Source organism: Pseudoalteromonas maricaloris (assembly GCF_024746855.1).
GTDB classification, from domain to species: domain Bacteria; phylum Pseudomonadota; class Gammaproteobacteria; order Enterobacterales; family Alteromonadaceae; genus Pseudoalteromonas; species Pseudoalteromonas maricaloris.
In genome coordinates, this window is sequence record NZ_CP024625.1 from 841,880 (window position 1) to 861,541 (window position 19,662).

A 19,662-nucleotide genomic window follows, 5' to 3' on the forward strand; every position below is an offset into this window, starting at 1 on the left:
ATGAAAATACATTGCAAATTGACCACGGTAGCGACAACACTGGCAGCAGTGTTATTAAGTTCACCAGCGCTGGCAAATGATATGCTTTCGCGCCTTTCAGTACCTAAAGGGTATGAGCTGAGCTATTTTGCGAAAGATGTTGAAAATGCAAGACAAATGGCGGTGGGCAAAGATGGCACTGTGTATGTTGGCTCTCGCAAAGCGGGTAAAGTTCACGCACTTATTGACAATAACCGTGATGGCGTAGCCGACAAGAAAATCTTGGTTGCAGAAGGGCTGAATATGCCCTCTGGTATTGCCCTAAAAGATGGTGACTTATACGTTGCTGAAGTAGAGCGTATTGTGCGTTTTAAGCAAATTGCAAAAAACCTTAAGGCACCGGTAAAAGAAGTGGTGTTCGATGATTTGCCTGACAAACGTCACCACGGCTGGAAGTACCTAACAGTATCGCCTGAAGGCGAACTGATCATTCCTGTTGGCGTGCCTTGTAATATTTGTGCCGAAGACCCTAAGTTTGGCCGTATATTTTCACTAAATCTTGAGACAAAAAAGCTTTCGACGATTGCCAAAGGTGTGCGTAACTCAGTGGGTTTCGATTATCACCCAGTAACCGGAAAGTTATGGTTTAGCGATAACGGTCGCGACATGATGGGAGATGATATTCCACCATGTGAAATCAACCGCGTTGACGAAATAGGTCAGCATTTTGGCTTCCCGTATGTTCATGGCGGCAGTGTGCTAGACCCTGAATTTGGTGAGGGTAAATCGGTGACTGACTACGCCATGCCAGCACTTGCACTACAAGCGCACGTTGCACCGCTGGGCATTCACTTTTATCGTGGCGAGCAATTTCCAAAGGCAATGAAGCATCAGCTTTTTGTTGCTGAACATGGTTCTTGGAACCGCAGCAAAAAAGTGGGCTATCGAGTAATGCGAGCAAACGTGCAAGATGGCCAAATTCGAGGCTATGAGCCTTTCCTTACCGGCTTTATGGAAAACGAAACAACCTATGGTCGACCAGCCGCAATTGCAGAGCTCGATGACGGTAGCCTGCTCGTTTCCGATGATTACGCCAATGCGATATATCGCATCAGCTACAACAACAAGTAAGGTGTAACATGACAGATCCTCAAGCCTTGTCCTTGCAAGGCATTGAACAACTTCCGATGGGGCGTTTTACTGAAGACGCCTACCTGAACTATTCCATGTATGTGATCATGGATAGGGCGTTGCCACATATTGGTGACGGCCTGAAGCCTGTACAACGTCGTATTGTATATGCGATGAGTGAGCTGGGCTTATCTGCTCAAGCAAAATACAAAAAATCTGCCCGTACCGTTGGTGACGTATTGGGTAAATATCACCCTCATGGCGATAGTGCTTGTTATGAGGCTATGGTACTCATGGCGCAGCCGTTCTCTTATCGCTACCCGCTGGTGGATGGCCAAGGTAACTGGGGTGCTGCGGATGATCCTAAATCATTTGCTGCGATGCGTTATACCGAGGCGCGTTTATCTAAGTTTTCAGAAGTACTGCTGAAAGAGCTTGGTCAAGGTACGGTTGATTGGACCGCTAACTTTGATGGCACCTTAGATGAGCCACAAGTGTTACCCGCGCGTTTACCACATATCTTGTTGAATGGGGTGACAGGTATTGCGGTGGGGATGGCAACCGATATTCCGCCGCATAACGTACGCGAAGTTGCTGAAGCTTGTTGTTTGTTATTGGATAAGCCTAAAACCGAACTAGAAGAAATTCTAGAATTGGTCAAAGCGCCAGACTATCCAACCGATGCGGAAATCATTACGCCGCAAGAAGAGATCAAAAAGCTTTACACCACAGGTCGTGGCTCAATCAAGATGCGTGCTGTATACACCGAAGAGCAAGGCGAAGTGGTGATCACCGCGTTGCCGCACCAATGTTCGGGTGCCAAGGTGTTAGAGCAGATAGCAGCGCAAATGACCGCGAAGAAACTCCCTATGGTAGCGGATTTACGTGACGAATCGGACCATGAAAATCCGACGCGTATCGTCATCGTACCGCGCTCAAATCGAGTTAAGGTCGAGCCATTAATGGCGCACCTATTTGCCACGACGGATCTTGAAAAGAATTACCGTGTTAACATCAATATGATTGGTTTAGACGGCCGTCCACAGGTTAAAGACTTGCGCCAGATTTTATCTGAGTGGTTAGTATTCCGTCGTGAGACGGTGCGTAGACGTTTGCAGTATCGTTTAGACAAAGTGCTTGCCCGTTTGCATATTCTTGAAGGTTTGATGATTGCATTTTTGAATATCGATGAAGTCATCGAAATCATTCGCAACGAAGACAAACCAAAAGAAGAGTTAATAGCGCGTTTTGGTCTTTCAGATAAGCAGGCTGAAGCAATTCTAGACCTGAAATTACGCCACCTTGCAAAGCTTGAAGAAATGAAGATCCGTGGTGAGCAGGATGAGCTTGAAAAAGAGCGTGATGGATTGGAAAAAACCTTAGGCTCTGAGCGTCGTATGTCGACGTTGATGAAAAAAGAAATCCAAGAAGCTGCTGAATTGTATGGCGATGATAGACGCTCACCAGTAGTTGAGCGTGGCGAAGCCAAAGCGCTTAGCGAAAAAGATTTGATCCCATCAGAGTCTGTAACTGTAGTGCTATCTGAAAAAGGCTGGGCGCGTTTTGCAAAGGGTCATGATATCGATGCAGAAGGGCTAAGCTACCGCTCAGGAGACAGTTATAAAGCCTCTGCGAAAGGCAAGAGTAATCAGCCTGCGGTGTTCTTAGATACCTCAGGGCGAGCCTTTGCAACCGATGCGCATAGTTTACCTTCAGCTCGGAGTCAGGGCGAACCGATGACGGGACGCTTTAACTTGGCGTCAGGATGTAACTTTGAACATGTGGTCATGGGCGAAGAAAAGTCGACTTATCTGATGGCGACCGATGGCGGTTACGGTTTTATCAGTGACTTTGCGGATATGGTGAGCAAAAACAAAAATGGTAAAGCGTTCGTTAGCGTGCCAAAAGGTGCGCATTTGATGGCTCCTATCCAGGTATTCGATGTTGCCACCGATATGTGTATGGCGATTTCGAGCGAAGGCAGAATGCTGCTATTCCCATTACGTGATTTACCTAAACTTGGTAAAGGTAAGGGGAATAAGATTATCTCTATCCCTAGCGCGAAGGTGCAAAGCCGCGAAGAGTTTGTCAAAGTGTTAGCGGTAGTACCTGAAGGCGTTTCTGTTACCTTACATGCAGGTAAGCGCAAGCTAACCTTAAAGCCAAGTGATTTAGAGCACTATTACGGCGAGCGAGGGCGCAGAGGTAATAAGTTACCGCGCGGATTACAGCGCGTTGATAGCTATGATCTAGAGTACAATGGTGTCGAGACACCAGAAGACAATGACGCTAGCGTAGATACCGAAGAATAACCGATACAGGCCGCCCACCGCGGCCTTATTTTTATCTGTTGAAAACCATCGCGAGGTAAACTCGCTGCCACCAAATAAATAACGCTATGCGGTATCTGTTCACCCATTGAACTTTGTGTCTGAGCCGGTTTATCCGGCGACCTTTGAGCTGTTTAGAACATCGCGAGATGAACTCGTTGCCACCAAATTAACCACTCTGTGTGGGTGTCTGTTCACCCATTGAACTTTGTGTCTGAGCCGGTTCACCCGGCGATCTTTGAGCCCTTTAGAACATCGCGAGGTGAACTCGCTCCCACCAGTTAAATAACGCTATGCGGTGTCTGTTCGCCCATTGAACTTTGCATAGGAACCGGTTTATCCGGCGACCTTTGAGCTGTTTAGAACATCGCGAGGTGAACTCGCTCCCACCAAATTAAATAACGCTATGCAGGTGTCTGTTCACCCATTGAACTTTGAGTAGGAGCCGGTTCACCCGGCGGTCGTTTAGCAGTTTATAACATCGCGAAGTGAACTCGCTGCCACCAAATTAACCAGTGTAGGTGTCTGTTCACCCATTGAACTTTGTTTAGGAGCCGTTCACTCGGCGATCTTTGAGCCGTTTAGAACATCGCGTCCCAGATCAAAAAATGAAAATAAAAAGACACTATTATTGCAGCATTTTATTACGCTTTACGTTAAAATATTCGGTTATACCAATCACACAAGTGCCTATGGCTTGCAAACAATTGTAATTGGTATCAATTGGCAGCACTTGCTGCTTGTCACCATCACACGGGCTTCCTAACGGGGTATTTATGTCAGATAAGTGCTATATCACAGCGCAACAATTGCTAGAAGATTCATTTCGCTTAGCCGCTAAAGTTTATGAAGACGGGTTTAGACCTGACTTTATTATCGGTATTTGGCGTGGTGGTGCGCCTATTGGTATCGCAGTTCAAGAATACTACGATTACAAAGGTATAGAGACTGATCATATCGCAGTACGTACTTCTTCTTACTATGGCATTGGTAAGCAATCTAAAGAAATCAAAGTTCACGGTTTGCATTACATTGTTGAAAATGCAAACGCTGACGATTCATTACTAATCGTTGATGACGTGTTTGATTCTGGCCGCAGTATTTTTGCGTTGAAAGAAAAGCTTGCAGAGCTAATGCGCTTGAACCTGCCTCGCGATATTCGTGTTGCTTGCCCATACTACAAGCCAGCAAACAAAAAAGTACCAATGACACCAGATTATTTTATTCATGAGTCTGACGAGTGGTTGGTATTCCCTCACGAGCTGTCCGGTTTAACACCGGAAGAATTAGTGGAAGGAAAGTCTGACTTAGCAAATATTAAACACCTATTTGCAAAATAAGCTGATCAGTACTCAAGGGCGAGAAAGTACTCGCCCTAGTTATTCTAACCGCGAAAAATTAAGCTTGCGCGAAGCTATCAACAAAATCCTCAAGCGCGTCAACATCAACTGGCTTTAAGCCTTCACTACTGCGTACTATCAAGCCCTTTTCTACCAATTCACTGACCACCCGACGATATGCACGCTCAGTGGTCGCAAATCTTTCGGCTTCAGCACTTACCGTTGAGTAAGCACGAAGTAAAGTTGGGTTCGAATTCTCTGCACGCAATAAGCAATCTTTAGCGATGTTGTAGCTAAGCGGCAACAGCAACTTGTCTAAGTTTATCTTTTGGTTTTCTGTAAACTTAGCGGCGATGGTTTGCGCGGTATACAGGCTCAACTCAGGTTGCTCTAGCAGTAATTTTCGCCAATATTTTAGTTCAATGAGGTGATAGGTTACATCGCTCAAGCAAGTCACGGTATAAATACAGGGCTGATGATTCAGCGCTTCGATTTCGCCAATTAGCGTGTTGTTACAGTCAAGTTGTCCGAGTAATAAGCGACGACCGTTACCGACATCATAACTAAAAGACACAGTACCACTGGTCACCAATATGAGTTTACTCAATGGTTCATCTTGGTGGATCAAGACTTCTTTTTTGCTGTGCTGAAAACTATTACCAGCAAATGCGAGTAACTGTTCGACCAAATTGGTTGAAAAATGATATTGAAACATCTAGATGGCTCTTCGGACATATGTCCTATTTATTAAACTATAATGACGTTAGCATGAATTTTTCAGTTTTACGCTAACTCACACCGTTTAAGTAGTATCGGTTTTATCTCAGCGCTGTGGCGAAGAATTTAATAAACGATATTACCATTAAACCCCCACTTCCCGTGTTAGAGCTAATTTATTGGTGCTAATTTCTAGGGGCTTGTGGGTTAGCCTTTTTATTCTGCTCGATACGTAAATTCGAGCATAAACTATATGCTAACGCAACTTAGGGGAGAGGACAAATGAGTTGGGAATATTTAGGCTATTTAGCCTCTGCTTTTTTGGTCGTTTCTTTGATGATGAGCGATGTTGCTAAGTTGCGTTGGTTCAATTTAATGGGTTGTATTTGTTTTACTGCCTATGGCGCACTTATCCAAGCTTGGCCGGTGGCATTAACTAATGGTCTACTGGCACTAGTTAACACCTACCACTTAGTTAAATTGCAAAAAGATCAACGCTGATATTTAAGCTCACCTGCAATCCACGTCTGCTCGACTTTAATATCATCAATTTTATCTTCGCTTACGGTAAAGTAATCTTGGTCGATTAAGATAAAGTCGGCCCATTTTCCTTGTTCTAAACTTCCCAGTTTATATTCTTGAAATGCAGCATAAGCAGCATCAACTGTGAATGCTTGTAGTGCTTGTTCTCTGGTTAGCTTTTCTGTTGGGCGCCAGCCATCTTTGGGTAAATCTTGATGGTCTTGTCTGGTGATAGCGGCATGCAGACCATGGAAAGGGTTTGCAAGCTCCACTGGAAAGTCAGAACCCGCTGCGACTCTACTTCCTTGCTTTAAGAATGTTTGCCATGCGTAAGCGCCGCTAAGCTGTTTGTCGTCTAGGCGCTTTTCGGCCATATGCATATCAGATGTGGCATGAACAGGCTGCATTGATGGAATAATATCTAACGTCTTAAAGCGGGGGATATCATCCGGATGGACAATTTGTGCGTGCTCAATGCGATTTCTGAGCAGTCTTCCACCTGCTTTTTTAAAAACGTGTTGATATGAGTCTAGCACGATGCGATTCGCTCTATCGCCAATGGCGTGCGTGTGCGCACTGTAGCCGCTGCGTATGGCTTGGGTGATTAATGCTTCAAGCGTCGCTTGGTTTTCGAGCATTAACCCTTTGTGACCTTTGCGGTCATGATAGTCGCGAATAAGTGCCGCACCTCGACTGCCAAGTGCGCCATCAGCATAGATTTTTACACTACGAATAGAGAGTTGATCTCGTGTATCTTTGACCACTCCAGCGTCTAACATCTCTGCGAGTTTGGGGGAGCTTGCACTTAACATAGCGTAGACGCGTAGCGGCATCGTGTGTTCCTTGGCGCGTGCTTGGTAAACCTGCCATGTGGTGTAGTCAATCCCGGCATCATGGGCTGAGGTAATGCCTAAACTCAGCAAGTGTTCTCCGGCTTTATTCAGTGCCTTGTTTACCTGTGCATTTGACTGAGCTGGGACATGAGTGCGAATAAGGTCTTCTGCCTTGTCGATAAAAATCCCGCTCGGCATACCGCTATTCAATGTAATGATTTCACCGCCTTCAGGTGTCTTTGTTGATTTCGAAATGTTGGCAAGCGCCATCGCTTTTGAGTTTACCCAAATAGCGTGACCATCTACTCGAGTGAGCATGACAGGCTTATCTTTTACGTACTTGTCGAGATCGGCTGCGGTTGGGAATTGTCCGCCGGGCCATAAGGTTTGATCCCAGCCTCGACCTATTATCCATTCACTTTCATGGGCTTTGGCGTAGTGGCTAAGCCGTTTTCCTACTTCTGCAATGGTTTTGCTACCGCGCACGTCGAGTGTGAGTAAATTATTGCCAAGGCCAATGATGTGACCGTGTGCATCAATTAAACCGGGCAATAGGGTTTTTCCCTCACCGTCAAACTTGGTTGCACTCGGGTATTGAGTACTGAGATCCTTTGCACTTGTTTTTACGACTTTACCGTCTTTAATGACCAAAGAAGAAAAGCGCTCAATTTGCTGTGATTTAGTGGGCGTATAGCCATTTACATTGTGAATTAAGGTTACTTGAGCTGTTGATGACAGGCTAAAGCTAGCCAAAAGCGCGAGGAATGTTTTTTTCATTATATTGTCCTTCACTGAGAGTGTTTATTCAGAATAATCATCTAACTCAATAAAGCCAAGTCTTTGAGTTGAGAGTATACTTGGGTTTTAAAGGAGTGGAGTGTCAAAGTGAAGTTGTTTGTTGTATACCTAGGTGGCCGTATTCAAGGTTGCCATATTGAAATGCATGATGTGCGCTTTGTCGCGGCAAATACAATTGAAGAAGCTTATCCCAAATTAAAGCAGCAATGGGTTGGTGATAAAAACTCGGTGCATATGGATAGCTACACAATCATTGAACATGCCGATGGTTATGCCATTGAACTTACCGAAGAGCGTGTTGAGCAAGCTGAGCATTTGTATTTTGTGAACTTGGGAGGATATAAGCCAGATAGTTTAGCTGAGGCGCATGACTTTGGGCTGTTCGTTGCAACGAATGCCGATGAAGCAAAAGAGAAGGCAAAAGCGTTTTTGCTTAACGGTTTTAGCCATATTCATAAAGACGATTTACATGATGTAGATGACTGTTTTGCCATCGATTTATTTGATCAAAACTTAAATATCAAGCTCACCCACAGTGGCCAATCAACACCGCTTACCCCTTTGTGGTTTGGTTATCATCCTCTATAACCAATGTGAGGGATACTTTAGCCCTCACCCTCATTGTTTTCATCGTTATCTGCTTTTATGGCTATTTTAATAGCGACAATCACGACGGCAAACATTAAAAACGGCAGTGCAGCTAGAGAGTATTCGACAATGTGGCTGTCTTTGTAGCTAGGTTGCAAAATAAAATGGCCACCCACACACATTAAGATCACTACAAACAGTAAAGGTAGCATCATAATCTCTTTGTTCTTTTTGTGTTTTTTCATTCTGAACTCAGCTAATTATTCTTTCATTGAATGGTGAACACTCTCTCACACGCGGTGCAAAAAAGCCTTGATCGAAATCAGTGCGGCGGATTATACCAGTTCACTCTGAGTTAGAAATAAAATTCATGAGTTTATACCAATTGTATTGATTAAATGAGCTATTTGAAGCGGAGAAATAGCTTTAGTAGCTCCGCTCTCGCGTCCTGCTACCGCCAAGGTACCTATATCCGTATAGGCAAGGCAAAAATTTTTCTATTTAGTTGTTCTAAATGAGAAATTTTTAACGACGCTAATATGGTATTTCACCCTTCAAATTGGTTGGAGAGTTAATGCAATTGGTATTATTACTTGGGAGGGGGGAAGGTCCGTGGTATAACGAAGCTCTATCGCTGTAAAAACCAACAAATACTATGACCAAAAACAATAAACAAACCATTGTTATCAAGCTCGGCACAAGTGTCTTAACTGCAGGCAGCCAGACCTTAAACAAGCCCAGGCTTGTTGAGCTGGTAAGGCAGTGTGTAACGTTGCGTCAAGCTGGCCATCAGGTCATTGTGGTCTCCAGCGGTGCAGTGGCTGCAGGGCGCGGCGTGTTACAGCAACAAATTGGTCATTCGCTCGCTGAAAAACAGATGTTAGCTGCGATTGGGCAAGGTCAATTAATCCATTTATGGCAGTCATTGTTTAGTATTTACGACGTCACTGTGGCGCAAATGCTACTGACACGAGCCGATCTTGAGCACCGCGAACGTTATCTAACGGCACGGGATATGCTCACTAAGCTTCTAGAGCATCATGTCGTGCCTATCATCAACGAAAACGATGCAGTGGCAACGTCTGAAATAAAAGTTGGCGATAACGATAACCTCTCGGCTTACGTCGCAATTTTAGCAAATGCCGATAAATTGGTATTACTCACCGATCAGCATGGTCTTTTTACCGCAGATCCCAGAGCCAATCCAGATGCGCAGTTGATAGAGCAAGTAACACATATAAACGACGAACTTAGAGCTCTTGCTGGTGGTAGTGGCACACAACTTGGCACGGGTGGTATGGCGACTAAGTTGCAAGCCGCCGACATCGCACAACGAGCAGGCGTTGATGTCGTGATTGCAAAAGGTAGTGAATACGACATTTTACCGCAAGTACTTACGCAAACCGCACCAAGCACGACGTTTTTGAAGTTTGACGCTCCGGTTGGAGGGCGCAAGCGCTGGTTGCTGTCTGGCCCTAAATCAACTGGTAAAATAATTTGTGATAATGGCGCAATCAATGCGGTATGTAATCAAGGAGCAAGTTTACTAGCAAAAGGTATCGTGTCGATTGAAGGGCAATTTAAACGTGGTGAGCTGGTTCAAGTGTTTTGCCAACAAGGCACGCTACAGGCACAAGGTTTAACTAGCTTAAGTAATCAAGAACTTGGTTTGGTAATTGGCCGTCATAGTAGTGAATTTGCGCAGTGTCTTGGCTTTGAAAGTGCAGAGGAGATCATCCATCGCGATAATTTGGTGCTCTTAAATCAACATAGCCAACAAGAAGTATTAAATTAGCCTATAAATTACTGTAAATTCAGAAGGCTGTTCTACACTTATCAAGAGTCAATTTTATTGAGAGGCCTTGAATGTCGATTAGCTATTCACCCTGTGGTCACGAACTTACTTTAGAGCTCTTGGCGCAAAAGAGTGAACTGGTGCTAATGCAGGCCCTTGAGCGGGTTATCTCTGATGTTTGTGGGGAAAGCTATGCATTTTATTTCAGTAAAAGCTTATCGGAAAAAGAAGTCCCAAAGTCCATATTTGTGAGCCATCGCGACTTTTGTGTTGTGGTGGGACCGGTAAATACCGTGGTAGATAAATTACAGCAGCGCCAAGATGACAAACACCTCATTCAATACCACGGCGATAGTGTTATCCCGTTTTATCATCAAGCTCAGCTCGTTGGTTTTTTATATATAGAAGGCCAAGTAAATCTCACCACTGCGACTTTAATGAAGCACTTACTCACTGTTTTTGCGCATCAAATGGCAACATTGCACTTTGCTCGTATCGATCCGCTTTCCGAGCTACTCAATCGCCAAACGTTTGATGAAAAAGTCATGGAAATAACCAATGGGGACGGGTTTACGGTATGTCGTGATGACAGTGAAGACCGCAAGTGGTATTTAGCGATGGTAGATATTGATCACTTTAAACAGGTAAATGACAATTTTGGCCATGTGATTGGCGATGAAGTGATCCTGCTGGTGGCACAAAAGATTAAAGCCAACTTTAGAGCGGAAGACTATGTATTTCGTTACGGCGGTGAAGAGTTTGCGGTGCTATTTCAAAGTCACAATGACGATTCTGCTGAAGTGGCACTTGAGCGCTTGAGAAGTACAATAGCCTCTAGCCGATTTCCGCAAGTAGAGCATGTTTCTGTCAGCCTAGGTTTTACCGAAGTGGTCGATACACTACAAGTTTCTGAGCAAGTTCATAAAGCCGATCTTGCGCTGTATCACTCAAAAGAAAATGGCAGAAACCAAGTCACAAACTACCTCACGTTAGGGTTAGCTGAATCACAATACGCATGTGCAGAAATAGAGTTGTTTTAAGCTCCGCTTATATATAGCGCTTAAAGATTATGCTAAACTCCCCAACCTATTTTTTAGCGAATTTAGCAAAAGGTTTGGGAAACGTTATGCAATTTGTAAGATGGTTTTTAGGACGTCTGATTTTACTTTTTGATTTTATTTTTACCCCGCGCAGTAAAAAACGTGCCGCAGAACAACAGCAAAAGCTAGATGCTATGACGGCAAACTTAAAGTTATACCAATTTAAGGCATGTCCATTTTGCGTTAAAGTGCGCCGCGCTGCCAAGCGTGAAGGGCTTAAGCTTGAAACCCGTGATGCCAAAAATGATGAGCAATATCGCCAAGAGCTGCTAGAGCAGGGCGGTAAGGTGAAGGTGCCATGCTTGCGAATCGAAGAGCAAGGCGAAGTCACTTGGTTATACGAATCCAATGACATTGTTGCTTATCTAGAAAAGCTGGAAAAAGCAGCTTAATTCACGCGCCTTACTATGCGCTAATCAGGCGCTATGCTAGCATAGCGCCATTAATCGACTAATCCATTTTTAAGAGAATTTTGATGACTATCCGTACTCGTGTCGCACCCTCTCCAACCGGTGATCCGCATTTAGGAACGGCTTATATTGCCTTATTCAACTATTGCTTTGCCAAGCAGCAAGGTGGTGAGTTTGTATTACGAATTGAAGATACCGATCAGGTACGTAGTACTGTTGAATCTGAGCAAGCTATCATGGACAGCCTGCGCTGGTTAGGGCTTGACTGGGATCATGGTCCGGATGTGGGTGGCGAGTTTGGTCCATACCGTCAATCAGAGCGTTCTGACTTATATAAAAAATTTGCACAGCAGCTTGTAGATGATGGTAAAGCGTTTTACTGCTTTGCGACGGCTGAAGAGCTAGACCAAATGCGTGAAGAGCAGATGGCAGAAGGCTTACGTCCTAAATACGACGGCCGTGGTTTACGTCTATCTGAAGAACAAGTGAAGGCAAACCTTGAAGCTGGCAAGCCTTACGTTATTCGTATGAAAATCCCAGAAGAAGGCACGTTTAAGTTTAACGATTACCTACGCGGTGAAATTGAGATCCCATGGGAAAACGTAGACATGCAAGTGTTGTTGAAAGCTGACGGCTTCCCAACTTACTTTCTTGCAAACGTAGTAGATGATCATCACATGGAAATTAGCCATATCTTCCGTGGTGAAGAGTGGATCAACTCTGCGCCTAAACTACTAAAACTGTACGAAGACTTCGGCTGGGAAGCACCTGTGCTTGGTCACTTACCGCTACTTCGTAACCCTGATAAGTCTAAGCTGTCAAAACGTAAAAACCCAACTTCAATTAACTACTACAAAGAAATGGGTTTCTTACCAGAAGCACTACTTAACTATTTAGGTCGTATGGGTTGGTCAATGCCGGATGAGCGTGAAAAGTTCACTTTGGCTGAGATGATTGAACACTTTGATATGAAGCGCGTATCGCTTGGTGGACCTATCTTTGATATTGACAAGCTTAACTGGTTAAATGGTCTGTGGATCCGCGAAAACCTAACCGATGCAGAACTTATCCAGCGCTTTGTCGACTGGAAGTTTAACGGTGATATGTTGGCTCGCGTACTTCCTGAAGCCAAGGCGCGTATCAACACGCTATCTGATTTGGTGGGGCTAGCCGGTCACTTTGTGGCGGGCTTACCTGAATACGATCCAGCGTTATTAACGGCTGGTAAAGCGGACGACGAAGTGGTTCGTCAGGCACTGCAATTCTTTATTTGGGAATTAGAAAAGCTGCGTACGTGGAACAAATCTGAGATCTTCTCTATTGCAAAGGCTGTGGCGACACACCATGAGTTAAAGATCAAAGAGTTCTTAGAGCCTATCTTCGTTGCTATTACAGGCAAAACCTCATCGACTTCAGTAGTAGATGCGATGGAAGTGTTAGGTTCAGACCTTTCTCGTGCGCGTTTAAGAGTGGCATTAGAGCATATTGGTGTATCTAAAAAGCAAGCTAAAAAGCTTGAAAAAGCATACCGTGAGTACCCGTCTATTGCATAATAGCGAGACCGTATTGCAAAAGCCGCTGATGTAGCGGCTTTTTTATTGTCTGAAATGTATCGTGTTTACCGCTTTCCTTGTGCCATCAACACTTCAAGAGACTGCTTTAATAATTGAATTTGCTCCATACTTAAGCCCGCTTTTGCCATCATTTGTGCTGGGATACAAGCGCATGATTGCTCGAGGATTTTACCTGCTTGAGTTAAGTGAATGAAGGTTTGTCGTTCATCATCAGGATTTTTACTACGAGTAACGAGGCCACGCTCCGCTAAGCGCTTAAGGAGCGGTGTTAGGGTGTTGCTATTGAGTTCAGCTCGTTCGCCTATTTCTTTCACCAGCTGTCCGTCTTGCTCCCATAAAATCAATAACACTATGTATTGCGGATACGTGAGCCCAACCTCTTTGAGTAATGGCTGATAAATTCGTGTAACCTGTCTTGATGCACTATATAGTCGAAAACAGAGCTGGTTATCGAGATTGAGCTGCGGGTTAGATTGACTCATTTAGTAACTTTTCAATATCTTTGGCTATTTGTTCAGGCTTGGTGATTGGGGCATAGCGCTTAACGGGTTCACCCTGTTGGTTAAATAAAAACTTAGTAAAGTTCCATTTGATTTTATTACCAAATAGCCCCGGAAGCGCGGACTTTAGATATTGATACAGTGGGTGTGCTTTGTCACCATTAACCTCAATCTTTTCCATCATCTGAAAATCAACACCATAATTGATTAAGCAGCCTTCTTGAATTTGTTTTGCATCGCCGGGTTCTTGCTTACCAAACTGGTTACAGGGAAAGCCGATGATCACAAGTCCCTGATCCGCGTATTTTTGGTGTAGCTCTTGGAGTCCTTCATATTGTGGTGTTAATCCACACTCACTGGCCGTGTTAACAATAAGCACAGCTTTGCCTTGTAAGTCGGTAAAGTGATATGCCTGACCTTGTAATGTGTTTGCTTCAAACTGATAGAGTGTCGTCATTTTTAGTCTTTCATGATTTAATCGTGTGCGATTTAATTTAGACTAAGTATGACCCTTGTGCAACCGCAGTTGAAATTATTTTGCAGGTGTATGTTGATATTTGACGCTTAGCATCGCAAGCCGCCTGGTGATCAATGCGTGATCTTGCTTGGGGAGATATTTTAAGTGTGTGGTTAAATAGGTACTAGTGGAATACAGTGCACGGATCATCTGGTTGGCCTTTTCGATAAATGCTTGCGTTTCTTGGGTATGGCTACAAGCAATATGGCCTTCGAGATGAGGGAGGTTATTCGCTATTGGTAAGGAACCCACTAGGTGTGCCTTGTCCTTTGGAAAGCTCTGCTGAAAAATAGCGGGGTAGGCTAATATAAAGTCGACTTTACCTGCACTAAACTGCTCCATAATGGTTTGTGCTGAGGTTTTATACGGTCTAATGGCAACATTTTTGGGTTCAAGTAGCGCTAATGCGGAGTCAATGGTATTGCCATAAGATTTGCCAACCTCTTTGATGATGGTGGCTTGTGGATAGTAAGCCATTAAACTAGTAAGAGACTTCAGTTTACCGGTGGCATTCACAAGGCTGGCATCCATCGGAGTGTGTTGTTTGAAGTAATACAATCTATGGCTTGGATAAAGGTGAATAGGGATGGTGAACAAGAATGCCTGCTGGCGACTCGGGGTTTTTAGGCGAGACACCGCGCACACGGGCTCTTCACTTGCTAGTAATTGATTAAGTTTGGTTGGGGTGACAATGTTAAAATCAAAGTAATCTCGGCCAAACTGGTTTAACAGCAAGTTGTTGGTATCTGACTCTAAACTATGGGCTTGTTTGCTAAAAAGTCTTTGCTCATCGGCAGGTTCATTCGAGATCAGCAATATTTTTGCGTTGCAGCACGCACCAAACAACAGCAGCATTAACAGTAAGTATTTCATTATCGCTCCAACCCCGCAAAGCAAATACCAGTTTACTATAGAACATTGTGCTTAATTAGCATTCAAAATGCGCTGCCAAATCAAGATAAGCGGTTATTTAACCTTAACTCTTTGTGCTGAGTTTTATAACCTGTCATCATTGCAATGATTTTTACCTATGGGGCAAATAAACGATGACCAAAGTGTGGGATGGATTTATCCGCGGGTTTCACTGGCTGCTCGTAGCAGGACTAGTAACCTTATATATTACCGGTGAAGAGGGCATGATGGATCTTCACTTTGTTACTGGCTATTTATTATTAGCACTGATGGCTGCACGATTAATTTGGGGTGTCATTGGTAGCCAAACCGCTAAATTAAGTGCGTTATTTCATTCACCTAAAGCAATTTTATCGGCCATTAAATCAAAACAAAGCCATGTAGGACATAATCCTGCGGGAAGTTTGATGGTGCTGCTATTTTTTGTACTGATCCTTGTTCAGCTCGTTTCTGGCTTGATGACAACAGATGATATTTTGGTGGAAGGCCCACTCGCACAATATGTATCTTACGACTTAGTTGAATTAGCAGGTGATATACATCACACCAATATTGAGCTGTTAATTGCCGCCATTGCACTGCATATATTTGCTATTGTGGTGTATCGCCTTAAAGGTCAAAACCTAGTAAAGACGTTAGTAACTGGCAAGCAAGAAAATGCAGTCAGCACGCCTGTCATGAAATCGAGTGTTGTTGCATACCTTATCTTTATTGCAATTGCTGTTGTGTTACTCTTTACTTGGGGCGCTGAGCCATTACAAGGGTTAATGTAACTCAACTCTGAACGGAGGTTAGCGAGGTTATTGTTTTCAATAACCTCGCTAACCTTTAGCATCAAGTCCGGCCAATGTAATATTTGTTAACAGATTATCGTAACAGATATGACCTCTATTTCAGAAAATTCTGGTAACATGGCGCAGTTTTATCTTAGAGGTTAGAGAAAAGTAGCGATGTTAGAGCCGTATTATCAACAACAAGCAAATGAGATCACCATTACCAGAGAGCAGGGGAGTTTATTTGCAAAAGGAGTCGCGGACGACTACAACCCATTGCACGACATCGATGCAAAGAAGTTTTGTGTACCGGGTGATCTACTTTTCTCCTTAGTGTTAAAGCACTACGGCTTAAGCGAGAATATGGAGTTTAGCTTTGTGGGCATGGTTGATGAAACAACAACGCTCACCTTGCCAGAAGGTGCTGCACAATTTGATATTACCGCTAATGATAAAGTGATGCTGTCCGTGTCGCGCGCTGGCGAAACCAGCACGTGCCCAACGCTCATCAATAGTTTGACAAGAAATTACGTAGAATTTTCAGGCACTACCTTTCCTCATGTGATCATCCCATTGATGGGTGAGCAAGAGGTAATGATAAACCCAGCAAGGCCAATGGTGATATACGAATCTATGTCTATCCATATGGATGATATATCGGTAACGGAAGTAACATTGGAAGCGGCTAAGCCAGAGTTTAGCTATGAAGGCAAACGTGGCAAGATCAACCTGCGTTTTAACTTGCTGTCGAATGGCACTAAAGTCGGTTATGGTGAAAAGCACATGTTAGTTTCTGGGATCCGCGAGTATTGTCAGCAAACCGTTGATGATTTGATTGCCTATTACAACGATAGAAAAGTAGCATTAAAGCCGTAACCTCCCAATACACGCTGACACACCAGTCAGCGTGTTGCCCACACTGTTCCTTTTAAACAATAATTCATCCACTCTTCAGCTGTCCGCTATACTGTTTAGATAAAATGTAATTGAATTAAATGGTATTACTGTGCCGTATGCAGACTTGCTCAAACCAGAAGCCTCACAACAAACATTATTAAAGTGGCAAAAAACAGTCGATTTGATGGCGAAGATTTTTTCGGCGCCTGCTGCGTTTGTGGTGCAAAAGAAAGAAGATGGCTTTGCAGTGATGATTGCAAGCGACCAAGAAGAAAACCCGTATCCTGCTGGTGGTTTTATACCGCAAGAAACCAATATCTTTTGTAAGCATGTTGTCGCTAATAATCGCAATCTATATGAGCAGCACGCCAGTGTAAATTATCAGTGGGACGATAACCCTGAGGTTGCCAATGATGGCTTTGAGTCTTATTTGGGGGTACCTATCCATTGGCCCAATGGAAAGTCGTTTGGCACTTTGTGTGTGATGGACTTTAAACCCACGAATTACGGCGCTCCGTTGGTTGAATTTATAGAGCATTTACGCGATATGCTAGAAGACGATTTGGTGATGATTGAGCGCTATAGCAAAATCAAAGCGATAGCGATGCAAGATCCGTTGACTGAAGTACTAAATCGTCGTGCGACCGAAATACTCGGTGAACATAAGCGTGATATTGCCTTAAAACTGGGTGGTGCGCTTTACTGTGTCTTTCTTGATTTAGATGGTTTTAAACCAATAAATGACAGCTATGGTCATGAAGTTGGTGATCAGGTGTTACAAAGTTTGGCCGAAGCGTTGAAGGCCGCAAGCAGCGAAGATGATATTATCGGGCGCTATGGTGGTGATGAGTTTCTGGCTATTGTGCAGCGACATGATGAGAAAGCCGTCAACGACTTTATTTTTCAAAGTGAGGCTAATTTCTATCAAGCGTTAAAAGAGAAAAAGCTCCCCAAGTGTGGATTTTCAGCGGGATTTGCCAAGTGTGAAAATAAGTTTGAAAGCATGGCTAGTTTATTTTCTCGGGCAGATAAACACATGTATCAGCAAAAACTGAGCTGAATGCTCGATGTGATCTAAAGCATATAGGCGACACAGTTCCTGACAAGGCATGCCTTTTGTGAACAATGGTGGTTTTACGTAAAAAGCTGGACTAATAAACTAGCCATCACAGCCCACCTTTCATCAACTACCACAATGGCTAAATAACATCTGCTATTTAGCTGCGAAAATTACCGTCATCAAGTTGTTAAAATGGCCAAGATCGGAGAGAATATAGCAATCTTTGTTCGAATTTAGCGTGGCCGAGTTTTGGTTCGGTTGCCAATGCCATAAGTAGAATTTCAATGTCAAATATGAGTATTCCGCAGGAAGTGTCGCGCAGACGTACTTTCGCGATCATTTCACACCCGGATGCGGGTAAAACCACCATCACCGAAAAAGTACTTTTATTCGGAAAGGCGTTACAAAAAGCCGGTACGGTTAAAGGCCGTGGCTCAAACCAACACGCCAAATCTGACTGGATGGAAATGGAAAAAGAACGTGGTATCTCGGTAACCACTTCTGTGATGCAGTTTCCATACAATGATGCCTTGGTAAACCTACTAGATACTCCGGGACACGAAGACTTCTCTGAAGATACTTATCGTACGCTCACCGCTGTTGACTCGTGCTTGATGGTAATCGATGCGGCAAAAGGTGTAGAAGACCGTACCCGCAAACTGATGGAAGTAACGCGCTTACGTGACACGCCAATCGTTACCTTTATGAACAAATTGGACCGTGATATTCGTGACCCAATGGAGCTACTTGATGAAGTCGAAACCGAACTGAACATCATGTGTGCGCCGGTTACTTGGCCAATTGGCTGTGGTAAAGAATTTAAAGGTGTTTATCACATTCATCGTGATGAAACGATTTTGTACCAAACAGGTCAAGGTCATACGATCCAAGACAAACGCGTGATCAAAGGGCTAGATAACAGCGAGCTTGACGCTGCTGTGGGTGAAAGCTTGGCTGAACAACTTCGTGAAGAGCTTGAGTTAGTAATGGGTGCCTCGCACGAGTTTGACCGTGAGTTGTTTTTAACTGGCGAATTAACCCCTGTATTCTTTGGTACGGCACTTGGTAACTTCGGTGTTGACCACATGCTTGACGGGTTAACTGAGTGGGCACCAACGCCACTGCCGCGTCAAACCGATGAACGTGAAGTAGCAGCCGACGAAGAAAAGTTCTCTGGTTTCGTGTTTAAAATCCAAGCAAACATGGATCCAAAACACCGCGACCGTATCGCCTTTATGCGTATTGTATCTGGTAAATATAGCCAAGGCATGAAGATGAACCACGTGCGTCTTGGTAAACAAGTCAGTATTGCGGATGCGGTAACCTTTATGGCGGGTGACCGTGAGCGTGCTCAAGAGGCCTTCGCGGGTGATATTATCGGTCTACATAACCACGGTACTATTCAAATAGGTGATACCTTCACACAAGGTGAAATGCTTAAATTTAGTGGTATTCCTAACTTTGCGCCTGAGCTATTCCGTCGCATTCGTCTAAGAGATCCACTTAAGCAAAAGCAGCTCCTTAAAGGATTGGTACAGCTTTCTGAAGAAGGTGCGGTACAGGTATTTAGACCACTTATCAATAACGACCTGATTGTAGGTGCGGTTGGGGTGCTGCAGTTTGATGTGGTTGTGGCGCGCTTAAAGTCTGAATACAACGTAGATGCGATTTACGAGAGCGTAACGGTTCAAACCGCGCGCTGGGTAAGCTGTGATGACGAGAAGAAAATGGCTGAATTCCGCCGCAAGTGCGAGCAAAACTTGGCACTAGATGGGGGGGATAACCTAACTTACATCGCACCAAGTCGCGTAAACCTAAATCTATCAATGGAGCGTTATCCTGACGTGAAGTTCCATGAAACTCGTGAACACTAATCGCTGCGCATT

Annotated in this window: 19 protein-coding genes; 13 read left to right on the forward strand and 6 right to left on the reverse strand. The window is 44.1% G+C overall.

Features of this window, described 5'->3' with window-relative positions:
• From CTT31_RS03450 to CTT31_RS03460, 3 genes are all read left to right on the forward strand, one after another.
• Positions 1-1,110: a PQQ-dependent sugar dehydrogenase gene (locus CTT31_RS03450; protein WP_211859286.1), complete on the forward strand. Its 1,110-nt coding sequence runs from the start codon at positions 1-3 to the stop codon at positions 1,108-1,110.
• 8 nt (positions 1,111-1,118) lie between these two features.
• Positions 1,119-3,422 (forward strand): DNA topoisomerase IV subunit A, encoded by a 2,304-nt coding sequence (parC, locus tag CTT31_RS03455; protein ID WP_260491986.1) that lies wholly within the window; start codon positions 1,119-1,121, stop codon positions 3,420-3,422.
• Between the two features lie 794 nt (positions 3,423-4,216).
• Positions 4,217-4,780 (forward strand): phosphoribosyltransferase, encoded by a 564-nt coding sequence (locus tag CTT31_RS03460; RefSeq protein WP_010607696.1) that lies wholly within the window; start codon positions 4,217-4,219, stop codon positions 4,778-4,780.
• Positions 4,781-4,838: 58 nt separating this feature from the next.
• Here CTT31_RS03460 and CTT31_RS03465 read toward each other — a convergent pair whose 3' ends face one another.
• On the reverse strand, positions 4,839-5,495 hold the full coding sequence (locus CTT31_RS03465; RefSeq protein ID WP_010607695.1) for a Crp/Fnr family transcriptional regulator: 657 nt from the start codon (positions 5,493-5,495) through the stop codon (positions 4,839-4,841).
• A 284-nt stretch (positions 5,496-5,779) separates the two neighbouring features.
• Between CTT31_RS03465 and CTT31_RS03470 the strand changes: the two genes are divergently transcribed.
• A complete protein-coding gene (locus CTT31_RS03470; protein WP_010379202.1) occupies positions 5,780-5,998 on the forward strand; it encodes a YgjV family protein in 219 nt (72 codons plus the stop codon).
• On the opposite strand, the gene CTT31_RS03475 is transcribed toward CTT31_RS03470, so the two are convergent.
• Positions 5,989-7,629 (reverse strand): amidohydrolase, encoded by a 1,641-nt coding sequence (locus CTT31_RS03475; RefSeq protein ID WP_211859288.1) that lies wholly within the window; start codon positions 7,627-7,629, stop codon positions 5,989-5,991. The two genes, CTT31_RS03470 and CTT31_RS03475, sit on opposite strands and share 10 nt — an antisense overlap.
• Positions 7,630-7,737: 108 nt before the next feature.
• On the opposite strand from CTT31_RS03475, the gene CTT31_RS03480 reads away from it, so the two are divergent.
• Entirely contained in the window at positions 7,738-8,238 is a 501-nt protein-coding gene (locus tag CTT31_RS03480) for a DUF1543 domain-containing protein (RefSeq protein WP_010607693.1), read from the forward strand.
• Positions 8,239-8,255: 17 nt separating this feature from the next.
• Here CTT31_RS03480 and CTT31_RS03485 read toward each other — a convergent pair whose 3' ends face one another.
• Positions 8,256-8,483 carry a hypothetical protein gene (locus tag CTT31_RS03485; RefSeq protein WP_010379194.1) on the reverse strand — a complete coding sequence of 76 codons (228 nt, stop codon included), beginning with the start codon at positions 8,481-8,483 and terminating at the stop codon, positions 8,256-8,258.
• 410 nt (positions 8,484-8,893) lie between these two features.
• Here CTT31_RS03485 and proB point away from each other — a divergent pair, with 410 nt between their 5' ends.
• The 4 genes from proB (at position 8,894) to gltX (ending at position 13,096) form a co-directional block, all read left to right on the forward strand.
• Positions 8,894-10,033, forward strand: coding sequence for a glutamate 5-kinase (proB, locus tag CTT31_RS03490; protein WP_239360973.1), 1,140 nt, complete (start codon positions 8,894-8,896; stop codon positions 10,031-10,033).
• Positions 10,034-10,104: 71 nt separating this feature from the next.
• A complete protein-coding gene (locus CTT31_RS03495; RefSeq protein WP_260491987.1) occupies positions 10,105-11,073 on the forward strand; it encodes a GGDEF domain-containing protein in 969 nt (322 codons plus the stop codon).
• A gap of 86 nt (positions 11,074-11,159) precedes the next feature.
• Complete coding sequence (locus tag CTT31_RS03500) at positions 11,160-11,525, forward strand: glutaredoxin family protein (RefSeq protein ID WP_026000901.1); 366 nt, start codon at positions 11,160-11,162, stop codon at positions 11,523-11,525.
• Positions 11,526-11,608: 83 nt separating this feature from the next.
• Complete coding sequence (gene gltX, locus CTT31_RS03505; protein WP_211859292.1) at positions 11,609-13,096, forward strand: glutamate--tRNA ligase; 1,488 nt, start codon at positions 11,609-11,611, stop codon at positions 13,094-13,096.
• Between the two features lie 65 nt (positions 13,097-13,161).
• On the opposite strand, the gene CTT31_RS03510 is transcribed toward gltX, so the two are convergent.
• From CTT31_RS03510 to CTT31_RS03520, 3 genes are all read right to left on the reverse strand, one after another.
• A complete protein-coding gene (locus tag CTT31_RS03510; protein ID WP_260491988.1) occupies positions 13,162-13,599 on the reverse strand; it encodes a MarR family winged helix-turn-helix transcriptional regulator in 438 nt (145 codons plus the stop codon).
• Entirely contained in the window at positions 13,586-14,074 is a 489-nt protein-coding gene (locus CTT31_RS03515; protein ID WP_010379179.1) for a glutathione peroxidase, read from the reverse strand. The genes CTT31_RS03510 and CTT31_RS03515 overlap by 14 nt, the downstream gene beginning before the upstream one ends.
• A 75-nt stretch (positions 14,075-14,149) precedes the next feature.
• Entirely contained in the window at positions 14,150-15,007 is an 858-nt protein-coding gene (locus CTT31_RS03520; RefSeq protein ID WP_211859293.1) for a transporter substrate-binding domain-containing protein, read from the reverse strand.
• 173 nt (positions 15,008-15,180) lie between these two features.
• Between CTT31_RS03520 and CTT31_RS03525 the strand changes: the two genes are divergently transcribed.
• From CTT31_RS03525 to prfC, 4 genes are all read left to right on the forward strand, one after another.
• Entirely contained in the window at positions 15,181-15,819 is a 639-nt protein-coding gene (locus CTT31_RS03525; protein ID WP_260491989.1) for a cytochrome b/b6 domain-containing protein, read from the forward strand.
• A gap of 177 nt (positions 15,820-15,996) precedes the next feature.
• The gene (locus CTT31_RS03530) at positions 15,997-16,695 is read left to right on the forward strand and encodes a DUF3581 family protein (RefSeq protein WP_010607683.1); all 699 of its coding nucleotides are present in this window, start codon (positions 15,997-15,999) and stop codon (positions 16,693-16,695) included.
• 130 nt (positions 16,696-16,825) lie between these two features.
• Complete coding sequence (locus CTT31_RS03535; RefSeq protein WP_260491990.1) at positions 16,826-17,776, forward strand: sensor domain-containing diguanylate cyclase; 951 nt, start codon at positions 16,826-16,828, stop codon at positions 17,774-17,776.
• A 284-nt stretch (positions 17,777-18,060) separates the two neighbouring features.
• Entirely contained in the window at positions 18,061-19,650 is a 1,590-nt protein-coding gene (gene prfC, locus CTT31_RS03540) for a peptide chain release factor 3 (RefSeq protein WP_260491991.1), read from the forward strand.
• Positions 19,651-19,662: the final 12 nt, after the last annotated feature.